The sequence below is a fragment of the Pseudoteredinibacter isoporae genome (genome assembly GCF_040372805.1).
Taxonomy (GTDB): domain Bacteria; phylum Pseudomonadota; class Gammaproteobacteria; order Pseudomonadales; family Cellvibrionaceae; genus Pseudoteredinibacter; species Pseudoteredinibacter isoporae_A.
Genome location: NZ_BAABWJ010000001.1, coordinates 1,149,441 through 1,165,669 on the forward strand (window position 1 = coordinate 1,149,441; position 16,229 = coordinate 1,165,669).

A 16,229-nucleotide genomic window follows, 5' to 3' on the forward strand; every position below is an offset into this window, starting at 1 on the left:
TGCTTAAGTGCTGGCGGTCTTTTTCAGGAGCCTAGCGATAGTGCTCCTGTTTTTTTATTTCCCAGATACAAATCATATATGCAATCAGATTCCAGACCTCTATACACCTTACTGGCCGGGCAAGCCCTGTTGGAAGCGCCCATTTTGAATAAAGGCAGTGCCTTTAGCTTGGAAGAGCGTAACCATTTCAACTTGAATGGCTTACTACCAGACGCGGTAGAGTCCATTGATGAACAGGTTGAGCGTGCTTATACGCAGTACTCACAGTTCTCCAAAAACCTGGACAAACACATTTACCTGAGAAACATACAAGACACAAATGAAACGCTGTTCTATCGTTTATTGAATCAACATCTTGAAGAAATGATGTCGATTGTCTATACCCCAACCGTGGGTGATGCCTGTCAGGAGTTTTCTCGAATATACCGCCGAGGACGGGGGCTGTTTGTGTCCTATTCTCAGCGCGAGAATATGTATGACATTCTCAACAATGCTTCTCGTTTTAAAGTGAAGGTTATTGTCGTCACCGATGGCGAAAGAATTCTGGGGCTGGGCGATCAGGGGATCGGCGGCATGGGCATTCCGGTAGGCAAGTTGTCCTTGTACACCGCCTGTGCTGGAATCAGTCCAGCACATACCTTGCCTGTCGTTTTGGATGTCGGCACTAACAATGATGATCTCCTTAATGACCCAATGTACATGGGAGCTCGTCATCGCCGTATCAACGATGATGAGTATATTCACTTTGTGGATCAGTTTATGTCCTCCGTGCAAGAACTCTGGCCGGATGCATTGGTACAGTTTGAAGATTTTGCTCAACATAATGCCACAAAAATACTGGATCGTTATCGACAGCAGGCGCGTTGTTTTAACGATGATATTCAAGGCACAGCAGCCACAACGGTTGGGAGTTTGATAGCCGCTTGCGCGCATAAAAATGAGACATTGTTAAGTCAGAAAATCGGTATTGTTGGTTCAGGATCAGCGGGTTGTGGTATTGCTGAAGCGATCATCGCTCAGATTATGAAAGAAGGTGTCGGTCGCAGTCAGGCCCAAGAGTGTGTTTATATGGTGGATCGTGATGGTCTGTTGCACACAGAAATGGACGGATTGAGGCCTTTTCAACAACGGTTGTGTCGACCAAGAGAAGAGCTGGACCGTTTGATAGGAGAAGGCAAGTCTATGGATTTGCACACCCTGATTGATACCATAAAGCCCACTGTCTTAATTGGGGTGTCGGGTGTTCAGGGGTTGTTTAGCGAATCCATTATTCGCAGTATGTCTGAACATTGTCCGCGGCCGGTCATCTTTCCCTTGTCGAATCCAACGGCGTTTGCTGAAGCTCGACCCTGTGATATTTTGGCGTGGACTCATGGCACGGCGATCATCGCGACGGGATCACCTTTTGATCCTGTTGAGTTCGATGGTCAAACTGTGACGGTGTCCCAGTGCAATAACAGCTATATTTTCCCAGGCCTGGGTTTGGGAATTATTGCATCCGGTGCTGCTCGGGTGAGTGACGAAATGTTGCAAGAATGCAGCCGGGTATTGGCAGAGGCATCGCCATTACTCGTCGAACCTGAGCCGGGCGAGACGAAAGGTCAGGTTGATGAAGGAAAAGCGGCTGGTCAGCCATTGTTGCCACCGCTGTCGGACATTCAGGCCTTGTCAAAATCCATTGCATTGGCGGTGGGAATGTCAGCCTGTAAGATGGGCTTGGCAACGCCCATGAGCGAAGAGCAATTGAAAGCGCGTATTGAAGCCGTCTTTTGGTCTCCGGAGTATCGGCGTTACAAACGTTCTGCCAAATAGCAAGCCAGGATAAATGGAGTGTTCTATGAGTGATCGCCCATGGATAATCGTGCTTATGATCGTTGGGTGTTCCATGACGAGAAGGGCGGTGTTGACACGCAGTCCGGGTGTCCTGGTCTAACATGGATATTTTGGCCGCATTGCTCTATGTTCTGTCTCAGCCGGAATTGTTGTTCCTGATTGTTCTGGCTGCACTCGTGGGCGTTGTTCTTGGAGCGATTCCAGGTTTGACAGCGGCCGCCGCCATCACCATGCTTATCCCTTTTAGCTATAGTCTTGATGTTCTACCGGCCTTGGCCTTTCTTTTTGTAGTCGCTAAAGCGAGTCGCTTTGGTGGTTCTATTTCTGCCATTTTATTCAATACACCGGGCACCACCGCGTCGATCGTCACGCAGATCGATGGTCATCAAATGGCCAAAAAAGGCGAGGCTGATAAAGCCATAAAGTTGGCGGCGTTGTCTTCGGCCACTGGCGATGTGCTTGGGGATATTTTTCTTATCGTCATGATCGGGTATTTTTCTCTGCACGCCCTGTCCATTGGCCCACCGGAAACTTTTTCGGTGTATTTACTGGCTTTTTCTATTGTTATTTTCTCGATGGACCGCAATGTAGTCAAAGTATTGTGCAGTGTGTTACTGGGCATTTTACTGTCGAGTATCGGATTAGACCCCATAAGTGGGCAAGAGCGTTTGACCTTTGCTGTGCTTGAATTGTCGTCAGGCATTGAACTGATCCCGTTGCTATTGGGGATGTTTGTGCTTTCTGAAATCATGATGCACGTTGTGAACAAAACGACATCACAACGTTTGTCCGCTCGCAGTTTCCAGAAACCCTTCAACGCCAGTTGGAGAGAACTGAGGTCTTACTTCCCCACCGCCTTTTTCAGCGGTGTCTGGGGAGCACTTGTGGGAGTGTTGCCGGGCCTTGGTTCCGCCGTTGCCGCATACACGTCTTATAACCTCGCCAAATCCCATGCCGCGGACAGTGAGAATTGGGGCAAAGGGGAGCCCCGGGCGGTAGTTGCAGCCGAGGCCGCGAATAATGCGGTGTCGGGCAGTTCTATGATTCCCTTGCTGACGTTAGGAATACCGGGCTCCACAATTGGTGCGGTTCTGTTAGGTGCGTTGGCAATCCATGGCCTTAATTTGGGACCGACACTTTATTTGGGATCGGGTGAATTGCTCTACCGTATGTTTGCCTGTGGCCTGCTGGGCATTCTGGCATACGCCACGATGGGTTATTGTGTGGCGCGTCCGATTACCGGTCTGGTATCGCGAATTCCAATGGTACCTCTCTACGTTGCGATGTTTGTACTCTGCTTTTTCACTGCGTATTCCATACGAGAGCTGCACTTCGACCTGATTGTGATGTGTTTGGCCGCTGTGTTGGCCTATGGCATGAGGAAAACCGGTTTCAGCCCAATAGCGCTGATCATTTCATTTGTTCTGGCAAAGGGCGGTGAGGAGAGCTTCCGGCAATCATTGCTGATGTCTGAATCCGGTGTCTACATCTTTTTTGAGCGACCGCTGGCCTTGTTCTGTTGCGTTGCCAGCGTATTGATTGTGTCACTGAGTATTTATATGAGAAGGAAACGAGCCGTTCAATTTAATCGCTCCTAGATTGGAAAGGCGGTAATAGAATTATGATCAGTATGAATTTATATGAAGACCATTTTTCGGCAAAAGATATGCGGAATATATGGTCGGAGTCTGAAACGATTCGCCTGTGGTTGTGGGTTGAGCAGCGCCTCGCCGCGCACCAGGCAGATTTAGGTGTAATTGACCCTCAGGTTGCGGCTTGTTTGGCAACGGTTTCCGCTGATTCTATTGATCGACAACAGCTGTCTGCCGATATGCAACGTGTTGGTAGACCCATTCTGGGTTTACTCAATCAGTTGCGAACTTTATTGCCAACGCATTTACAAGCGCAAGTGCACTTTGGCACAACCACCCAAGACATCATGGACACCGCTGCGAATGTGCAAATAAGCCATTCGATTTCCTGGATCGAGACGACTATTGAAAGAATTGTTGATCAGTTGCTTGTGTTGGAGCGTCAGCATGCTCAACAGGATGTGATTGCTAGAACCAACGGACAATACGCCATGCCTATGCGTCTGAGTCAAAAATTTCAGGTTTGGCGATATGAGTTACTCCGACGTAAAGACTCGATCACGCAACTGCGCAGCACCGCGCTTTGTTTGCAATTGTCCGGACCCGTGGGAGATCAGCAATCTTTGGGGACCTGTGCAACAGAACTGCGGCGGCGAATGGCGAACGACTTGGGATTGCTTGTGCTTGATCCTCATTGGCAAAATGCCCGGGATGGATTAACCGAGCTTATCGGCTCAGTCGGCTTGTTAGCTGGCAGTCTGACCAAAATCTCGCACAACGTGAACTTACTGTCGTCATCGGACATTGGTGAGTTCCATGAACGCCAACTGGCGGGTGAAGGGTCTTCATCCTCAATGAAGCACAAACGCAACCAGCGTTGCTCTGAATTTGCAGAAGCCACCGCCCGATTGGCTCGGCAGTGTGCCGAACAGATGGGCGAGTTCTGTAATCATGAGCACGAACGCAACGGAGGCATGTGGATTGGCGAGTGGTACATCGTACCGAAGGTTTTTCTGCTGACCTCAGCCGCACTGCAATGGGTTGAAAAGATGCTGAGCAATATTGAGATCGACCGGGAAGCCATCAACTCGAACATCTCCAAACACCAGGAGCGCTTAAGGGTTTAGTTATCCAGGCATGCAAGCACTTCGCTTTTATGTTCTCGAGCAAGCAGTCGATGCTTTCTTGATGAAGGCGTTGGATGAAGACGTTGCAGGGTGCCGGGGTAACGCCATTCGCCATATCATGGTATCGTTATTGACATCGTGAGTGTGTTTTAAGTACCACATTTCTTACCTTGTCATTTGATCGTAAATGCAGAATAAATGCTAAAAGAGAATCACAGATATGGCTATTCCTATTCCTCATCGCCCGAGTGGCTTTCTTCTCGGTGACCCAGCGGCGGCCGTTACGCTAGACGCCTTTATCGACATACAGTGCCCGCACTCGAGCGCAGCTTGGCCAACGCTAATGGCGGTGCTGGATCATTATCGAGGTAAATCCCTCAGTCTCAGGGTACACATGATCACTCTGAGCAATCACCGGCAAGCGTGGGATGTGAGTTTAGGACTGTTTGCTTTTTCAGAAGGGGACGCTGACAAGTTTAGAAATTTCGCCAGTTTCACGTATGAGCGTCAGGGGGAATTTTATAATTCGGAATTTCTACACAAAACCCATAACGACTTACGTGAGTTTGTAGCCGACCTGGCTCAAGAGCATGCGGATGTGAATCGCCAAGAATTTCTCAAGCGAATGGCAAGCAATGAGGTCTATATCGATGCCCGCACTCCAATTCGATATGCGGCCACCAAGTCTGTTTGGGCTACTCCCACATTCTTTGTGAATAACGGAGACAATGTACCCGTCGACCACAAATCCAAGCTTGATGATTGGAAGGCATTGATTGATCCATTGCTGGCTTAAGATTTTTGTAAGCAAATGGCAGAAGCAATCATCAGTTGATTCGAGGAGCTGATATTGTGTTAGAACAATGTAATCTTGATCAGAACACTTCCATAAAAAAGACCGCATTATGTGCGGCCTTTTTTATACGGTGAACGCTGAGAACAAGATATCGTTTGATATGTTCTTGGCGCTGAGCCTGCTTACTCTTATCGTGCCTACCCTGTCAGCACGATATGCCCCTAAAAGTCTTCCTGTCCAAGAGTAATCAGTCGTTAACTTATCGCGTACGGTTAAGCTTTGCGAGCCGCGTTGATCAAGCAGAATGCCAAAAATAATGTCGCCAACATACCGGAAGTTCCCGCCACACCGGAGGGTAAAAACCCTTCACGCCCAAAGGTGATTAAAATGGCATTGGAGAGAATAGCGATACCCCCCAAGAGTGCTGTCAAGCCGCCTAACATTCTTTTTCCTTCTGACAGGGTCGCCATCCCAAAAACAAGTGCTGCAAAACCCAGCAATAATTTTGCGGCGTAGTAGATCATAAAGGATAGGGCCACTACACCACCTAAAGCAGGCTTCAGTTCTTCAATTTGAGAGGCGGACTCGTTGAAGGTGCCAAACATAGTCACGCCGACAGCGACTTGAATCACATTAAGCACGGCGCTGAAGGTAATTGCAGACCAGCCTATTTGCTCGCTCTTGAGTTGGACCATTGCTGCGCCTGAAAACGCAATTAGAATGGTAAACAACAAACCTTCCAGTCCCCAAAAAAACTGCCTGGACAGTTTGATTTCAGATACGTAAAGGGCGGTGAAGATTGCTTGCGTTAAAGCCAGTACCAACAATAGATACGCTACGATTTCTACCGTTCTTCTATTCGTAAAACTCATATTCATGCCTGTGATAGTTTTGTGATGATTCTGTGATAAATGTTCGCCGAAACGACGGCTTTTAGGAGTTCAGCACTCTATCATGAATTTGAGATAAATCGTTTAAGGACTGAGGCAGGCCGAGAATTTATATCGTCGAATACGATGCAGGCTGACTTACGATCAGATAACTGAGCGAGGCCAAGACCTTCTCGCAGAATAACCATGCAACCCAGGAAAAACAGCACGGCCTGAAGGGTTTACGCTTAGGGCCATTGTCTCTGAAGTGTCCTCATGAGAACGCTCATCAGTTTGTGGGAAATACACTATTGTTTTTTAATTGCTTCAGCTCGGTAAAACATCTCACGATGCGATTGCAGGCATCAAGAAGTTCAGCCTTACTGACACAGAGGCTTATGCGTAGGTGCCCAGCCGCGCTCTTGCCGAAAGCTTCTCCAGCCAAAGCGGAAACGCCATAGTTTCTCAGCAGCTGACTTGAAAACTCTTGCGCAGATAATCCGCTTTTTCGAATATCCACCATCAAAAACATGCCGCCGCGAGGCAGTCCGCAGTGTAAATCGGGTACGCTGTTAAGCTTTTTGTGAGCAAGATCTCGTCGAGATCGATATACATCTGCCATGGGTTTGCAGATGTGCTCAGAAGAGTTCAACGCTAAGATAGCTGCCTTTTGTATAAAAGTGGGGCAGCCATACAGCATGCAGGTCACCATATTGCAGACATGCTGGATAAACAGCTCCGGGCCGACAAGCCAGCCAAGGCGCCAACCCGACATCGCGTGTGATTTAGATAAGCTGTTTACGATGATGCAACGGTTTGCAAGCGTGGGTATGTTCAAGGCACAGTTGTGCTCACCTTCATAAACAAGTGATGCGTATACTTCGTCTGATATCAGCCATAGATCATGTGCTTCGCAAAGCTCGCCTATCTGTTGCCATTCCTCTTTGGATATACAACGCCCGGTTGGATTATGGGGCGATGTCAGAAGAATCGCTTTGCTACGAGGGCTTATGGCTTCTTCCAGCTTATCGATATCAAGACGAAAATTCTGATCTGGGTCCATTGGAACATTTACAATGTTTGCGCCGGTTGCACCAATAACTGCCTCATAGGTAACGTAGGTGGGCTCAGGAACAATGATCTCGTCGCCGGGATCCAGTAGGCAGTGCGCGGCGCAGTAGAGCGCACATTGTGCCCCTGCGAGAATAATGACGTTGTCAGGCCCTACGGGCTGTGCGGCGTGTTTGCTGTACAAAGAGGCAAGTGTTGAGCGCAACTCTTTATCGCCCATAAATTCAGCATAATGGGTATCGCCTGCTTTCAGGCTTTGAATTGCGGCATCTACAATTATGTTTGAGGTATCGAAATCCGGGTCGCCAATCGACAGAAGGATGATATCTTCGCCGTTATTTAAACGCTCTGTCGCTTCATCATGGATCTTCCAGGCTTCGGCGCCCTCACCGGAAATTCGAGAGGTAAAATTGGAGTATTTCATTGATTGTATCTTGCCAATGCATTTTAAGTCTGAATTAATTGAGGTGAGCTTAAAGGAGAGGGGGCATCGATAGTACCCTCTTGTTGGAGGGGTTGCTCTCATGATTGTCGAGAGGCTTCCGCTAAGCTTGATGTTACGCACAGTTAGCCACTCTAATCCAGGTTAAGAATCATATGAATAACGGGGACGCTCCACCGGCAGGCAACGACGTAATTAATGGCTTTCCGTCTTCGGAGGGCTTACTCGGTCTTTCAGGGATTATCTCTGAACTGTTCATGGACTTGGGGACAGATGGCTTTTATCAAAGTCTTATTGGGGCCGTGAACAAACTCATCCCTGTCGATAGCTCGGTTGTGTTGTTATTCAGTCCGGGAGAAAAGCCGGCCATTTTGTATGATGCGGTTTATCCGGGCGAAAAAGAATATTTCTATGAAGCGTATCTTGGCGGGGCATACTTATTGAGTCCGCTCTATCGGAATTATCAGTCGATGAACGCCGGTTTCTATCGCCTGGAATCCCTGGTCAGTGAAAAGTTTGTCGAGAGTGATTTCTATAAAGCCTACTACAGTAGTGCGGATTTGGTCGATGAAGCTAACTACCTGATCAGGATAGATGCTGATACGGCAGTCGTGGTTTCATTCGGGCGTATACAGATTCAGCGAAAATTTTCCGCTGTGGAGTTGGAACGTATGCATGTTTTGGAAGCGGTGTTTCGGTCTGCCGTGTTAAAGCATGTGTCCCTGGTGGATTTATCCTTACCGGAGCGTGGGGCCGCAAAGCAGGTACATCAACAGCTCAAATCGGCTTTTTCAATGTTTGGTTCTTCGGTTCTCACGCAAAGGGAACATCAGGTGCTGCAGCTTATTTTAGAGGGGCAGTCCTCCAAATCTTCCGCGAGGATTTTAGACATTTCGCCGGCTACCGAGAAAGGCCACAGAAAGAATATTTACGCAAAATTAAAGGTCGCATCACAGGCCGAGGTCTTCTCCCTGTTCATCAGGGTTATTTCCAGCATCGAGCTCGATACGCAATCGGACCCATTAGCTCAGTACTTAGGCCAGTAGTCTTCTTCGTCAACACACATTCCAACATCGAATCTTCCTTAGCCCATCCTTTTGGATGGGAGCTTCCCCCTCCAATAGGGTGTATTTATCCGATGCCCGCTGTGTGAGTATTTCGAGTACAGCTCCACGCAAAAATATAACGAATAGATGTGCTCTAGTTTAGAGATACTGGATGGCGTGGCTTCTATAGCGCCCCTGGCTTTCGTGTACAGCTAAAACTCTGCTTATGTACTCATTCCAACACAAACCACATCTTCACAGGCTATCATGAATATGACCAGAGACACTGTAGTGTCATCGGAAGAAGAAAGTGCTCCGAGTATGCTGGACTCAGTGCTCTCTGTTTTACTGCTCGTTGTGTTGCTCGCTTCTTCTGTGTATTTGTTTGGAACCGAGTCATCTTACGGTGGAAACCAGGCGGCCTTGAGTATTGCGGCCTTTGTTGTATCGCTGATCGGCTTGAAAAATGGCATCCCCTGGAGGGAGATCGAGGCTTCAATTATCGGCGGTGTGTCGACGTCGATTTCCGCTATATTGATTCTATTGCTTGTGGGTGCTCTTGTGGGCAGTTGGGTTTTATCGGGCACAATACCGGCATTGGTTTATTGGGGTGGAAGCTTATTGGATCCTGCATTGTTCTATATGAGCGCCTGCATCCTGTGTGCCATGATTTCAATAAGTGTTGGCAGTTCATGGACCACGGCGGCAACGATGGGTGTCGGGCTGATTGGTGTGTCCTTGAGCCTGGATCTCTCACCCGAAGTTACCGCTGGTGCGATCATATCCGGTGCTTATTTTGGTGACAAAATGTCACCGCTTTCAGAAACAACAAACATGGCTTCTGCTGTAACAGGCGTCGATCTCTTTACGCATATCAAGCATATGATGTGGACGACTGTGCCATCCATGCTGATCGCGATCGTATATTTCTATGTGCTGGGCATGAGTGCCGATGTGTCGATGGTCGATGCCAAAGTCAAAGAGAATTTGTCCCTAATTGAAGAGCATTTTTATATTGGGTTTCCCGTTTTCCTTCCGATAGTCGTTGTGCTCTTTTTATCAATCAAAGGCGTTCCTGCTTTAGCGTCTATTGCACTGGGTGTGTTGAGTGGAATTCTTACCGCAGTAGTCTTTCAGGGAAGTGCCTTACAAGGTATGAGTACGGCCAGTTCTGATGTTTATTTTATGGGCTACTTGGCAAGCATTTTTCACACAATGTCCAACGGTTATCAAGTTGAAACAGGGTCGGAGCTTGTTAATAGCTTGCTTAATCGGGGCGGCATGTCATCAATGCTGAACACCGTATGGTTGATCGTTGTTGCTATGGTTTATGGGGCGGTGCTCGAAAGAGTTGGAATAATGAAAGTGATACTCAAATTAATCATAGATAAATCAAAGTCGACAGGAAGTTTGATTTTTTCGACATTGCTAACCTGCCTGGGTATCAATTTACTAACCGGTGATCAGTACATGGCCATCACGCTTTCTGGTCGAATGTACAAGCTGGAATTCAAAAAACGACATTTAAAACCTGAAAGCCTGTCACGAACGGTTGAAGACTCTGCCACTATTACCTCTCCACTTATTCCCTGGAATACCTGTGGTGCTTATATGTCGGCGACCTTAGGCGTTGTGACACTTTCTTATCTTCCGCATTGCATTTTTAATATTTTGTGCCCCGTCATGTCTTGCCTGTTTGGCTATACAGGATTCAAAGTGTCGAAAGAATCAGTGTGAAAAGGTTTGCGTAGCCTTGTAAAACTATCGTGTCGATCGAAATTTTTGAATTGATCACTAATCTTGTTAAGAGATCCTTATGAAACTTTATTTAAATCTATTTGCTAAGAGTTTGTTTGCCATGGTTCTTCTGAACGCAGTGAGCCTTAATTCTGCGGCAGACTCTCAAAAAATTCTCATAAACAATGTTTCCATATTCGATGGTACGAATGAGGAAATAGTTGAAAACCGATCGGTTCTCATTCATGGCGACAGCATCGTCGAAGTGTCTGAGGCCAAAGAAACCGTTCCTGATGAGATTCGTGTCATTGATGCCGCTAACAGGGTTTTAATGCCAGGTTTGATAGACGCTCATTGGCATGCCTTTTTGGCCGCTACGCCGTTCTCAAATATATATAAAGCCAAAACCTCATACTTGCATTTAGTGGCCGCGGAGGAAGCCAGAAAAACTCTGATGAGGGGTGTGACGACCGTTCGGGATGTCGGTGGTCCGGTGTTTGGGCTAAAACGCGCAATCGATCAAGGGGTGACGAGTGGCCCTAGAATTTACCCTTCCGGCGCTATTGTGTCTCAAACCTCAGGTCATGGAGATTTTCGTCAAGCGAATGAAGCCCACCCTCATTTTGGTGGCCATCATGGCCCGGCGGCTGAAATTGGTTTTGCTTTGATTGCTGATGGAGTTGCCGAAGTAAAAGCCGCCGTAAGAGAGCAGTTAAAGAATGGTGCCGCTCACATAAAATTGATGGCGGGCGGTGGAGTGTCTTCAGAATATGATCCCTTGGATGTGACGCAATATTCGATAGAAGAGTTGAAAGCAGCTGTTGATAGTGCGGAAGATTGGGGCACCTATGTCATGGTGCATGCTTACACCCCGAGGGCTGTTAACCGAGCGATAGATGCCGGTGTAAAAGTCATTGAACACGGCCATCTGTTGGATAAAAAAACCTTGAAACGGATGGCAAAAAAAGGTGTTTGGTTAAGTACTCAACCTTTTTTTGAATGCAGCGATCCACTTCTGTCGCCTGAGCAGAACCGAAAGTTGTCTGGTGTGTGCGAAGGCAGTAAAAAAATATATAAAATGTCGAATGAGGTTTCTGGCTTAAAGGTGGCCTGGGGAACCGATCTACTTCAATCGTCTGATTTTAGTAAGTTACAAGTACAAAAGTTAGTTGATTTGAAGGCGTATTACTCGTCATTTGAGTTGCTCAAAATGGCAACGGGGGGAAACGCAGAGTTACTGGGGCTTACAGGAAAAAGAAACCCTTATCCTAAGAAGCTGGGTGTAATTCAAGAGGGCGCCTATGCGGACCTATTGCTGGTTGATGGCAATCCTATGGAAAGTATTGAGCTTCTCGCCGATAAAGAAAACCTTCTGATGATTGTCAAAAATGGAATTGTTTACAAAAACACATTGTAACTGCGATCAGTTCGAAGAAAACAAGGTAATGGCCAGGGTATAGGAGAGAAATGATGTTACGCGAAAGCTATGGGCTGGGTTCCCAGGACGAGAAATTATCAGAACTGACAATCAGTGAACAACTGGAGCTGACGACTAGCTTATACCCGGACAAGGAAGCGCTGATTGTTAGCCATCAAGACATAAGGTGGAGCTATAAAGAACTCTTGAGCCAGGTCAATTCTTTGGCATTGGGCTTATTAAGTCTTGGTATCAAGAAAGGAGACAGGGTGGCTATTTGGGGGCCCAATTCTTTTGAATGGACTCTGACACAGTTTGCAAGTGCAAAGATTGGAGCCGTAATGGTATGCATCAATCCAGCTTATCGTTTATTTGAGCTGGAGTACGCTCTGAAGCAGTCGGCTTGTAAAGCCATTATTACTGCCGATACATTTAAAACCTCTCATTATTTAAAGATGTTACAGGAGTTGCTTCCTGAATTAGAAGTAGCCGATCAGACAGCGTTAAATGCTCAAGCTCTTCCCGACTTGCGTGTCGTTATTCGAATGGGTGAAGAAGAAACTGCGGGTATGCTCAATTTTGACGAGGTGTGTCAAATGGGAGGTGCAGAAGAGCAAGCAATGATGTTAAGTCTTGATTTGAATCCCGACGATCCAATTAATATCCAATATACCTCGGGAACAACTGGAAGCCCCAAAGGGGCTACGCTAAGTCACCGCAACATTCTTAACAATGGAATAATAGTTGGGGCGGGAATGCGCTTGGGTAATCGTGATCGCTTGTGTATACCTGTGCCTTTGTATCACTGCTTCGGAATGGTGATGGGAAACCTGGCTTGTGTTGGTCATGGCGCGACAATGGTTTACCCTGCCGCGGGTTTTGATCCGAAGGTAACGCTCTCGGTCGTGGAAGCAGAACGTTGTACCGCCTTACATGGTGTGCCCACAATGTTTATCGCGTGCCTGGAATTTGCAAAGCACTATGATTTGAGCAGCCTGCGCACAGGAATCATGGCCGGAGCACCTTGCCCGGAAGAAATCATGAAACGAGTGATGCAGGAAATGCATATGAGTGAGGTGCTGATTGCTTATGGTCAGACCGAACTGAGTCCGGTAAGCCACATGACCGCTTATGATGATCCTCTCGAAAAGCGAGTGTCAACAGTGGGCAAGCCTGGCCCTCATCTGGAAGTAAAAATTACCGATGCTGACGGTCACATTGTTGCTATTGGAGAAACCGGAGAAATATGCACCCGCGGTTATTCTGTAATGTCGGGCTACTGGGCAGATCCCGAACGTACAGGTGAAACAATTGATTCGGAAGGCTGGCTAATGTCTGGTGATCTCGGGGTTATGGATCAGGAAGGCTATGTCGAAATCGTAGGCCGGATTAAGGACATGATTATTCGCGGGGGCGAAAACATTTATCCGAGAGAGGTTGAAGAGTTTTTATACACATTGGCTGATATAGAAGATGCACACGTATTTGGAGTGGCGGATTCTGCAATGGGTGAGGAAGTTTGTGCCTGGGTGAAGCTTAAAGATGGCAAATCCTTGGCGGCCCAAGAAATTCGGGAACACTGCCAGGGTAAAATTACGCACTTTAAAATCCCCAGGTACATTCGAATTGTAGAGAGCTTTCCAATGACCGTGACGGGAAAGATACAGAAATTCAAAATGCGCGAGCAGATGACCTTGATGCTTCAGGAAGAAAACGTTGATCAATAGCCAGTTTGAGAACGCCCCCCAAAGCCCTGTGAACTCGCACTGCGGCATATTCACAGGCAGCCCATAAAGCTAAAAAGGCAGCTGTTTGATCGATAGTGCTGTGATTGAAATGGCCCACCCTAGAGGATTCGAACCTCTGGCCTTCGCCTCCGGAGGGCGACGCTCTATCCAGCTGAGCTAAGGGTGGGTAATGATTCGCTGGGATTGGTCTGCCCAGTCAGGGAGGGCGAATCATACCTTGCCTCTGGGCTCTCGTCCATGCTTGTCATACACTATAAGCCTCTGATTTCCATAGTATAAGAGGCCTGACATTGGCGCTTAAACCGAAACATCTGATTTTGAACCTGTTGCTGGAGTCGGATAATCCGATCAGTTCTCAGGTTTTCATCCGAATTTGCCAGTTGTTTGATATCACTGAGAACAGTGCACGGGTGACACTTGCCCGTCTGAGTTCCGACGGGATGGTCGAGGCACCTGAGCGGGGCTTGTATCGTTTGGGGCCCCGGGCACGCAATCTCGCGGCGGATCTTGCCAGTTGGCGGGAGCTTGAGAGCAAGCTCTGTGACTGGGATGGCAGTTGGATAGGGGTCTATCAGGCGATGCTGGGACGCAGTGATCGAACGGCTTTACGCCGCCGTGAGCGTTTGTTGCAGTTGGCCGGTTTCAGCGCTCTGGAGCAGGGTTTGGCGGTGAGACCCAATAATGTCCGTGGTGGTGTCGCTGGTTTGCGTAAGCGCCTGCTGGGCATTGGGCTGGAAGAAGAGGCGATTATTTTCCGCATTGATGATCTGGACGAGGCCTCACACCAAAGAGCGGTGTCTTTGTGGGATCGTAAGGATCTTGAGGAGCACTACCGTGACGCTCAGGCGATTATGGAAAACTGGATGGCCAAGGCCGAGGGGCTGGATACCGAAACCGCCGCCCGGGAGTGTTTTTTAATTGGGGATGAGTACATCCGTTGTATTGCCTACGACCCCATGCTGCCGATGGAAATGGTGGATACCCGTTTGCGTCAACGTTATCTCGAGACATTGATCCGCTTTGATCAGCTGGGCAAATCCATCTGGCAGAATCTCTACCGGGAGTTTGCCCAGGCGGGCTAGGCCTTGTCGTTCAAGCTGATATCGGTGGCTCAGGTTTTGCTGATGCGGTTTCCGGCTTGAGCATAGCGAGCTTTGGTTTTTTCACTCCACTGATCCACTTCACCTTCGGGAGCGCCATAGGCCAGGCCACGTTCAAAGGCCGGGCGCGCGCGCAGGCGTTTTAACCAACCCAGAATATTGGGACGGTCGCTCATATCGACTTTGCTCCATTTCCAACCACGGACCCAGGGATAGATCACGATGTCGGCGATGGAAAGTGAGTCGCCACAGATATAGTCGTGTGCATCCAGGCGTTGTTCGAGAATGCCGGCTAAGCGTCTTGCTTCTTTGTTAAAACGCGCGAGTGGGTGAGTTTTTTGCTCTTCAGGTACATCGTTCATATAGCGAGTGTAACTGAGCTTATTGCCAAAGGCCGGACCGACATTAGCGGCCTGCCAGTAAACCCAAGGCAGAATTTCCCACCGTTTTTGTTCTGGCAACAAATCACTTGGGTAGGTTTCGGCCAGATATTGGACGATAGCACAGCTCTCCATAATATTTTGTTCGCCATCGATCAACAGCGGAATTTTTTGGTTGGGGTTGCGTTGGCTGAATTCTGTTTCAAATTGCTCGCCCGCCATTAGGTCTATGGTCTTGACGATCAAGCCTTCCAAGGAATGACCGGCTTCACGAAGCTCTTCGATCATAATGCTGACTTTCCAGCCGTTGGGGGTGGCGGCGGTCCATAGTTGTAATTCGCTCATGCGATTTTTCCTGGCGGTGTTTTTATTGTTTCATTTCTTTACGCATAGACGAGGCTTGCCATTCGCTGCTTAGCCACTGTTGCGCTGGCTCGCTTTTGCTTGGATCTTTGTTATCCAGCAGCAGTTCGATATAGCGATAGTCATCCTGGCCAAAGAACAAATCTTCGCCGATAACTATAGTCGGGACACCAAACGCACCTTTCGCAATGGCATCGGCGGTGTTTTGCTTCAGTTGTTCGCTGGCGCTTTTTTCCAGTCCCTGTTTGATCAGGGCAGGAGCATCCAATCCGGCTTCATCAAGTGCCGTAAAGACATCTTGTTCTTCACTGATGTGTTTTTGCTCTTGCCACACCGCTTTCATTAAAGCATCAATGATGGCGTATCGTTGCTGCGTGTCACTTTCTTGAGCGGCAATGCGTAAACCCAGCAAAGGATTAAATGGATGAAACTGAGGCGCCCGGATGGTGATCCCCATTTCTTCGCATTTGCGTGCGATGTTTTTTTGCATCCATTTCTGTTTGGCGGGATGTTCTGCAGGGCCTATTTGTCCATAGGCTCGAAGCAGCCCCGCAAAAAGGACGGGGACAGGTTCTATATGTAACCCGGTTTTTTGGGCGAGTTCGGGCAGTTTCTGCCAACCAATGTAAGCGTAAGGTGAAATGTAATCAAAATAGAAAATGGCATTCATGGTGTCTTTTCGCAAGGAAATCAGCGGAGCTTAAATAA

General features: G+C 48.0%; 13 protein-coding genes and 1 tRNA gene. 9 read left to right on the plus strand and 5 right to left on the minus strand.

The features are described from left to right. Positions 1 to 78 precede the first annotated feature (78 nt). The 4 genes from ABWW03_RS05055 to ABWW03_RS05070 all read left to right on the plus strand — a co-directional run bounded on the left by ABWW03_RS05055 (position 79) and on the right by ABWW03_RS05070 (position 5,348). Positions 79 to 1,812 carry an NAD-dependent malic enzyme gene (locus ABWW03_RS05055; protein ID WP_353406762.1) on the plus strand — a complete coding sequence of 578 codons (1,734 nt, stop codon included), beginning with the start codon at positions 79 to 81 and terminating at the stop codon, positions 1,810 to 1,812. A gap of 122 nt (positions 1,813 to 1,934) precedes the next feature. Continuing rightward, positions 1,935 to 3,431 carry a tripartite tricarboxylate transporter permease gene (locus ABWW03_RS05060; RefSeq protein ID WP_353406764.1) on the plus strand — a complete coding sequence of 499 codons (1,497 nt, stop codon included), beginning with the start codon at positions 1,935 to 1,937 and terminating at the stop codon, positions 3,429 to 3,431. Between the two features lie 23 nt (positions 3,432 to 3,454). Continuing rightward, a complete protein-coding gene (locus ABWW03_RS05065) occupies positions 3,455 to 4,552 on the plus strand; it encodes a lyase family protein (protein ID WP_353406766.1) in 1,098 nt (365 codons plus the stop codon). 220 nt (positions 4,553 to 4,772) lie between these two features. Further along, the gene (locus ABWW03_RS05070; RefSeq protein ID WP_353406767.1) at positions 4,773 to 5,348 is read left to right on the plus strand and encodes a DsbA family protein; all 576 of its coding nucleotides are present in this window, start codon (positions 4,773 to 4,775) and stop codon (positions 5,346 to 5,348) included. 272 nt (positions 5,349 to 5,620) lie between these two features. On the opposite strand, the gene ABWW03_RS05075 is transcribed toward ABWW03_RS05070, so the two are convergent. Further along, positions 5,621 to 6,226: a thiamine biosynthesis protein ThiC gene (locus ABWW03_RS05075; protein ID WP_353406769.1), complete on the minus strand. Its 606-nt coding sequence runs from the start codon at positions 6,224 to 6,226 to the stop codon at positions 5,621 to 5,623. A gap of 280 nt (positions 6,227 to 6,506) precedes the next feature. Next, positions 6,507 to 7,712, minus strand: coding sequence for a pyridoxal phosphate-dependent aminotransferase (locus ABWW03_RS05080; protein WP_353406770.1), 1,206 nt, complete (start codon positions 7,710 to 7,712; stop codon positions 6,507 to 6,509). A 173-nt stretch (positions 7,713 to 7,885) separates the two neighbouring features. On the opposite strand from ABWW03_RS05080, the gene ABWW03_RS05085 reads away from it, so the two are divergent. The 4 genes from ABWW03_RS05085 to ABWW03_RS05100 all read left to right on the plus strand — a co-directional run bounded on the left by ABWW03_RS05085 (position 7,886) and on the right by ABWW03_RS05100 (position 13,657). Then, complete coding sequence (locus tag ABWW03_RS05085; protein ID WP_353406771.1) at positions 7,886 to 8,776, plus strand: helix-turn-helix transcriptional regulator; 891 nt, start codon at positions 7,886 to 7,888, stop codon at positions 8,774 to 8,776. 291 nt (positions 8,777 to 9,067) lie between these two features. Then, complete coding sequence (nhaC, locus tag ABWW03_RS05090) at positions 9,068 to 10,513, plus strand: Na+/H+ antiporter NhaC (RefSeq protein WP_353406773.1); 1,446 nt, start codon at positions 9,068 to 9,070, stop codon at positions 10,511 to 10,513. Between the two features lie 79 nt (positions 10,514 to 10,592). Next, positions 10,593 to 11,930 carry a metal-dependent hydrolase family protein gene (locus ABWW03_RS05095; RefSeq protein WP_353406774.1) on the plus strand — a complete coding sequence of 446 codons (1,338 nt, stop codon included), beginning with the start codon at positions 10,593 to 10,595 and terminating at the stop codon, positions 11,928 to 11,930. Positions 11,931 to 11,980: 50 nt separating this feature from the next. Further along, entirely contained in the window at positions 11,981 to 13,657 is a 1,677-nt protein-coding gene (locus tag ABWW03_RS05100) for an AMP-binding protein (protein WP_353406775.1), read from the plus strand. A 110-nt stretch (positions 13,658 to 13,767) separates the two neighbouring features. On the opposite strand, the gene ABWW03_RS05105 is transcribed toward ABWW03_RS05100, so the two are convergent. After that, a tRNA-Arg gene (locus tag ABWW03_RS05105) sits at positions 13,768 to 13,844 on the minus strand. Between the two features lie 124 nt (positions 13,845 to 13,968). Between ABWW03_RS05105 and ABWW03_RS05110 the strand changes: the two genes are divergently transcribed. Beyond that, positions 13,969 to 14,760 carry a hypothetical protein gene (locus ABWW03_RS05110; RefSeq protein ID WP_353406776.1) on the plus strand — a complete coding sequence of 264 codons (792 nt, stop codon included), beginning with the start codon at positions 13,969 to 13,971 and terminating at the stop codon, positions 14,758 to 14,760. Between the two features lie 29 nt (positions 14,761 to 14,789). On the opposite strand, the gene ABWW03_RS05115 is transcribed toward ABWW03_RS05110, so the two are convergent. Continuing rightward, positions 14,790 to 15,503, minus strand: a complete 714-nt coding sequence (locus tag ABWW03_RS05115; protein ID WP_353406777.1) for a glutathione S-transferase family protein — start codon at positions 15,501 to 15,503, stop codon at positions 14,790 to 14,792. 22 nt (positions 15,504 to 15,525) lie between these two features. Then, positions 15,526 to 16,191, minus strand: a complete 666-nt coding sequence (locus ABWW03_RS05120; RefSeq protein ID WP_353406779.1) for a 2-hydroxychromene-2-carboxylate isomerase — start codon at positions 16,189 to 16,191, stop codon at positions 15,526 to 15,528. Between the last annotated feature and the right edge of the window lie 38 nt (positions 16,192 to 16,229).

What these genes read in the sequence shown, in the direction of transcription:
- ABWW03_RS05115 (WP_353406777.1), bottom strand. Translation starts at nt 15,503, where the DNA reads ATGAGCGAATTACAACTATGGACCGCCGCCACCCCCAACGGCTGGAAA.
- ABWW03_RS05095 (WP_353406774.1), top strand. Translation starts at nt 10,593, where the DNA reads ATGAAACTTTATTTAAATCTATTTGCTAAGAGTTTGTTTGCCATGGTT.
- ABWW03_RS05080 (WP_353406770.1), bottom strand. Translation starts at nt 7,712, where the DNA reads ATGAAATACTCCAATTTTACCTCTCGAATTTCCGGTGAGGGCGCCGAA.
- ABWW03_RS05070 (WP_353406767.1), top strand. Translation starts at nt 4,773, where the DNA reads ATGGCTATTCCTATTCCTCATCGCCCGAGTGGCTTTCTTCTCGGTGAC.
- ABWW03_RS05075 (WP_353406769.1), bottom strand. Translation starts at nt 6,226, where the DNA reads ATGAATATGAGTTTTACGAATAGAAGAACGGTAGAAATCGTAGCGTAT.
- ABWW03_RS05100 (WP_353406775.1), top strand. Translation starts at nt 11,981, where the DNA reads ATGATGTTACGCGAAAGCTATGGGCTGGGTTCCCAGGACGAGAAATTA.
- ABWW03_RS05120 (WP_353406779.1), bottom strand. Translation starts at nt 16,191, where the DNA reads ATGAATGCCATTTTCTATTTTGATTACATTTCACCTTACGCTTACATT.
- ABWW03_RS05055 (WP_353406762.1), top strand. Translation starts at nt 79, where the DNA reads ATGCAATCAGATTCCAGACCTCTATACACCTTACTGGCCGGGCAAGCC.
- ABWW03_RS05065 (WP_353406766.1), top strand. Translation starts at nt 3,455, where the DNA reads ATGATCAGTATGAATTTATATGAAGACCATTTTTCGGCAAAAGATATG.
- ABWW03_RS05085 (WP_353406771.1), top strand. Translation starts at nt 7,886, where the DNA reads ATGAATAACGGGGACGCTCCACCGGCAGGCAACGACGTAATTAATGGC.
- ABWW03_RS05060 (WP_353406764.1), top strand. Translation starts at nt 1,935, where the DNA reads ATGGATATTTTGGCCGCATTGCTCTATGTTCTGTCTCAGCCGGAATTG.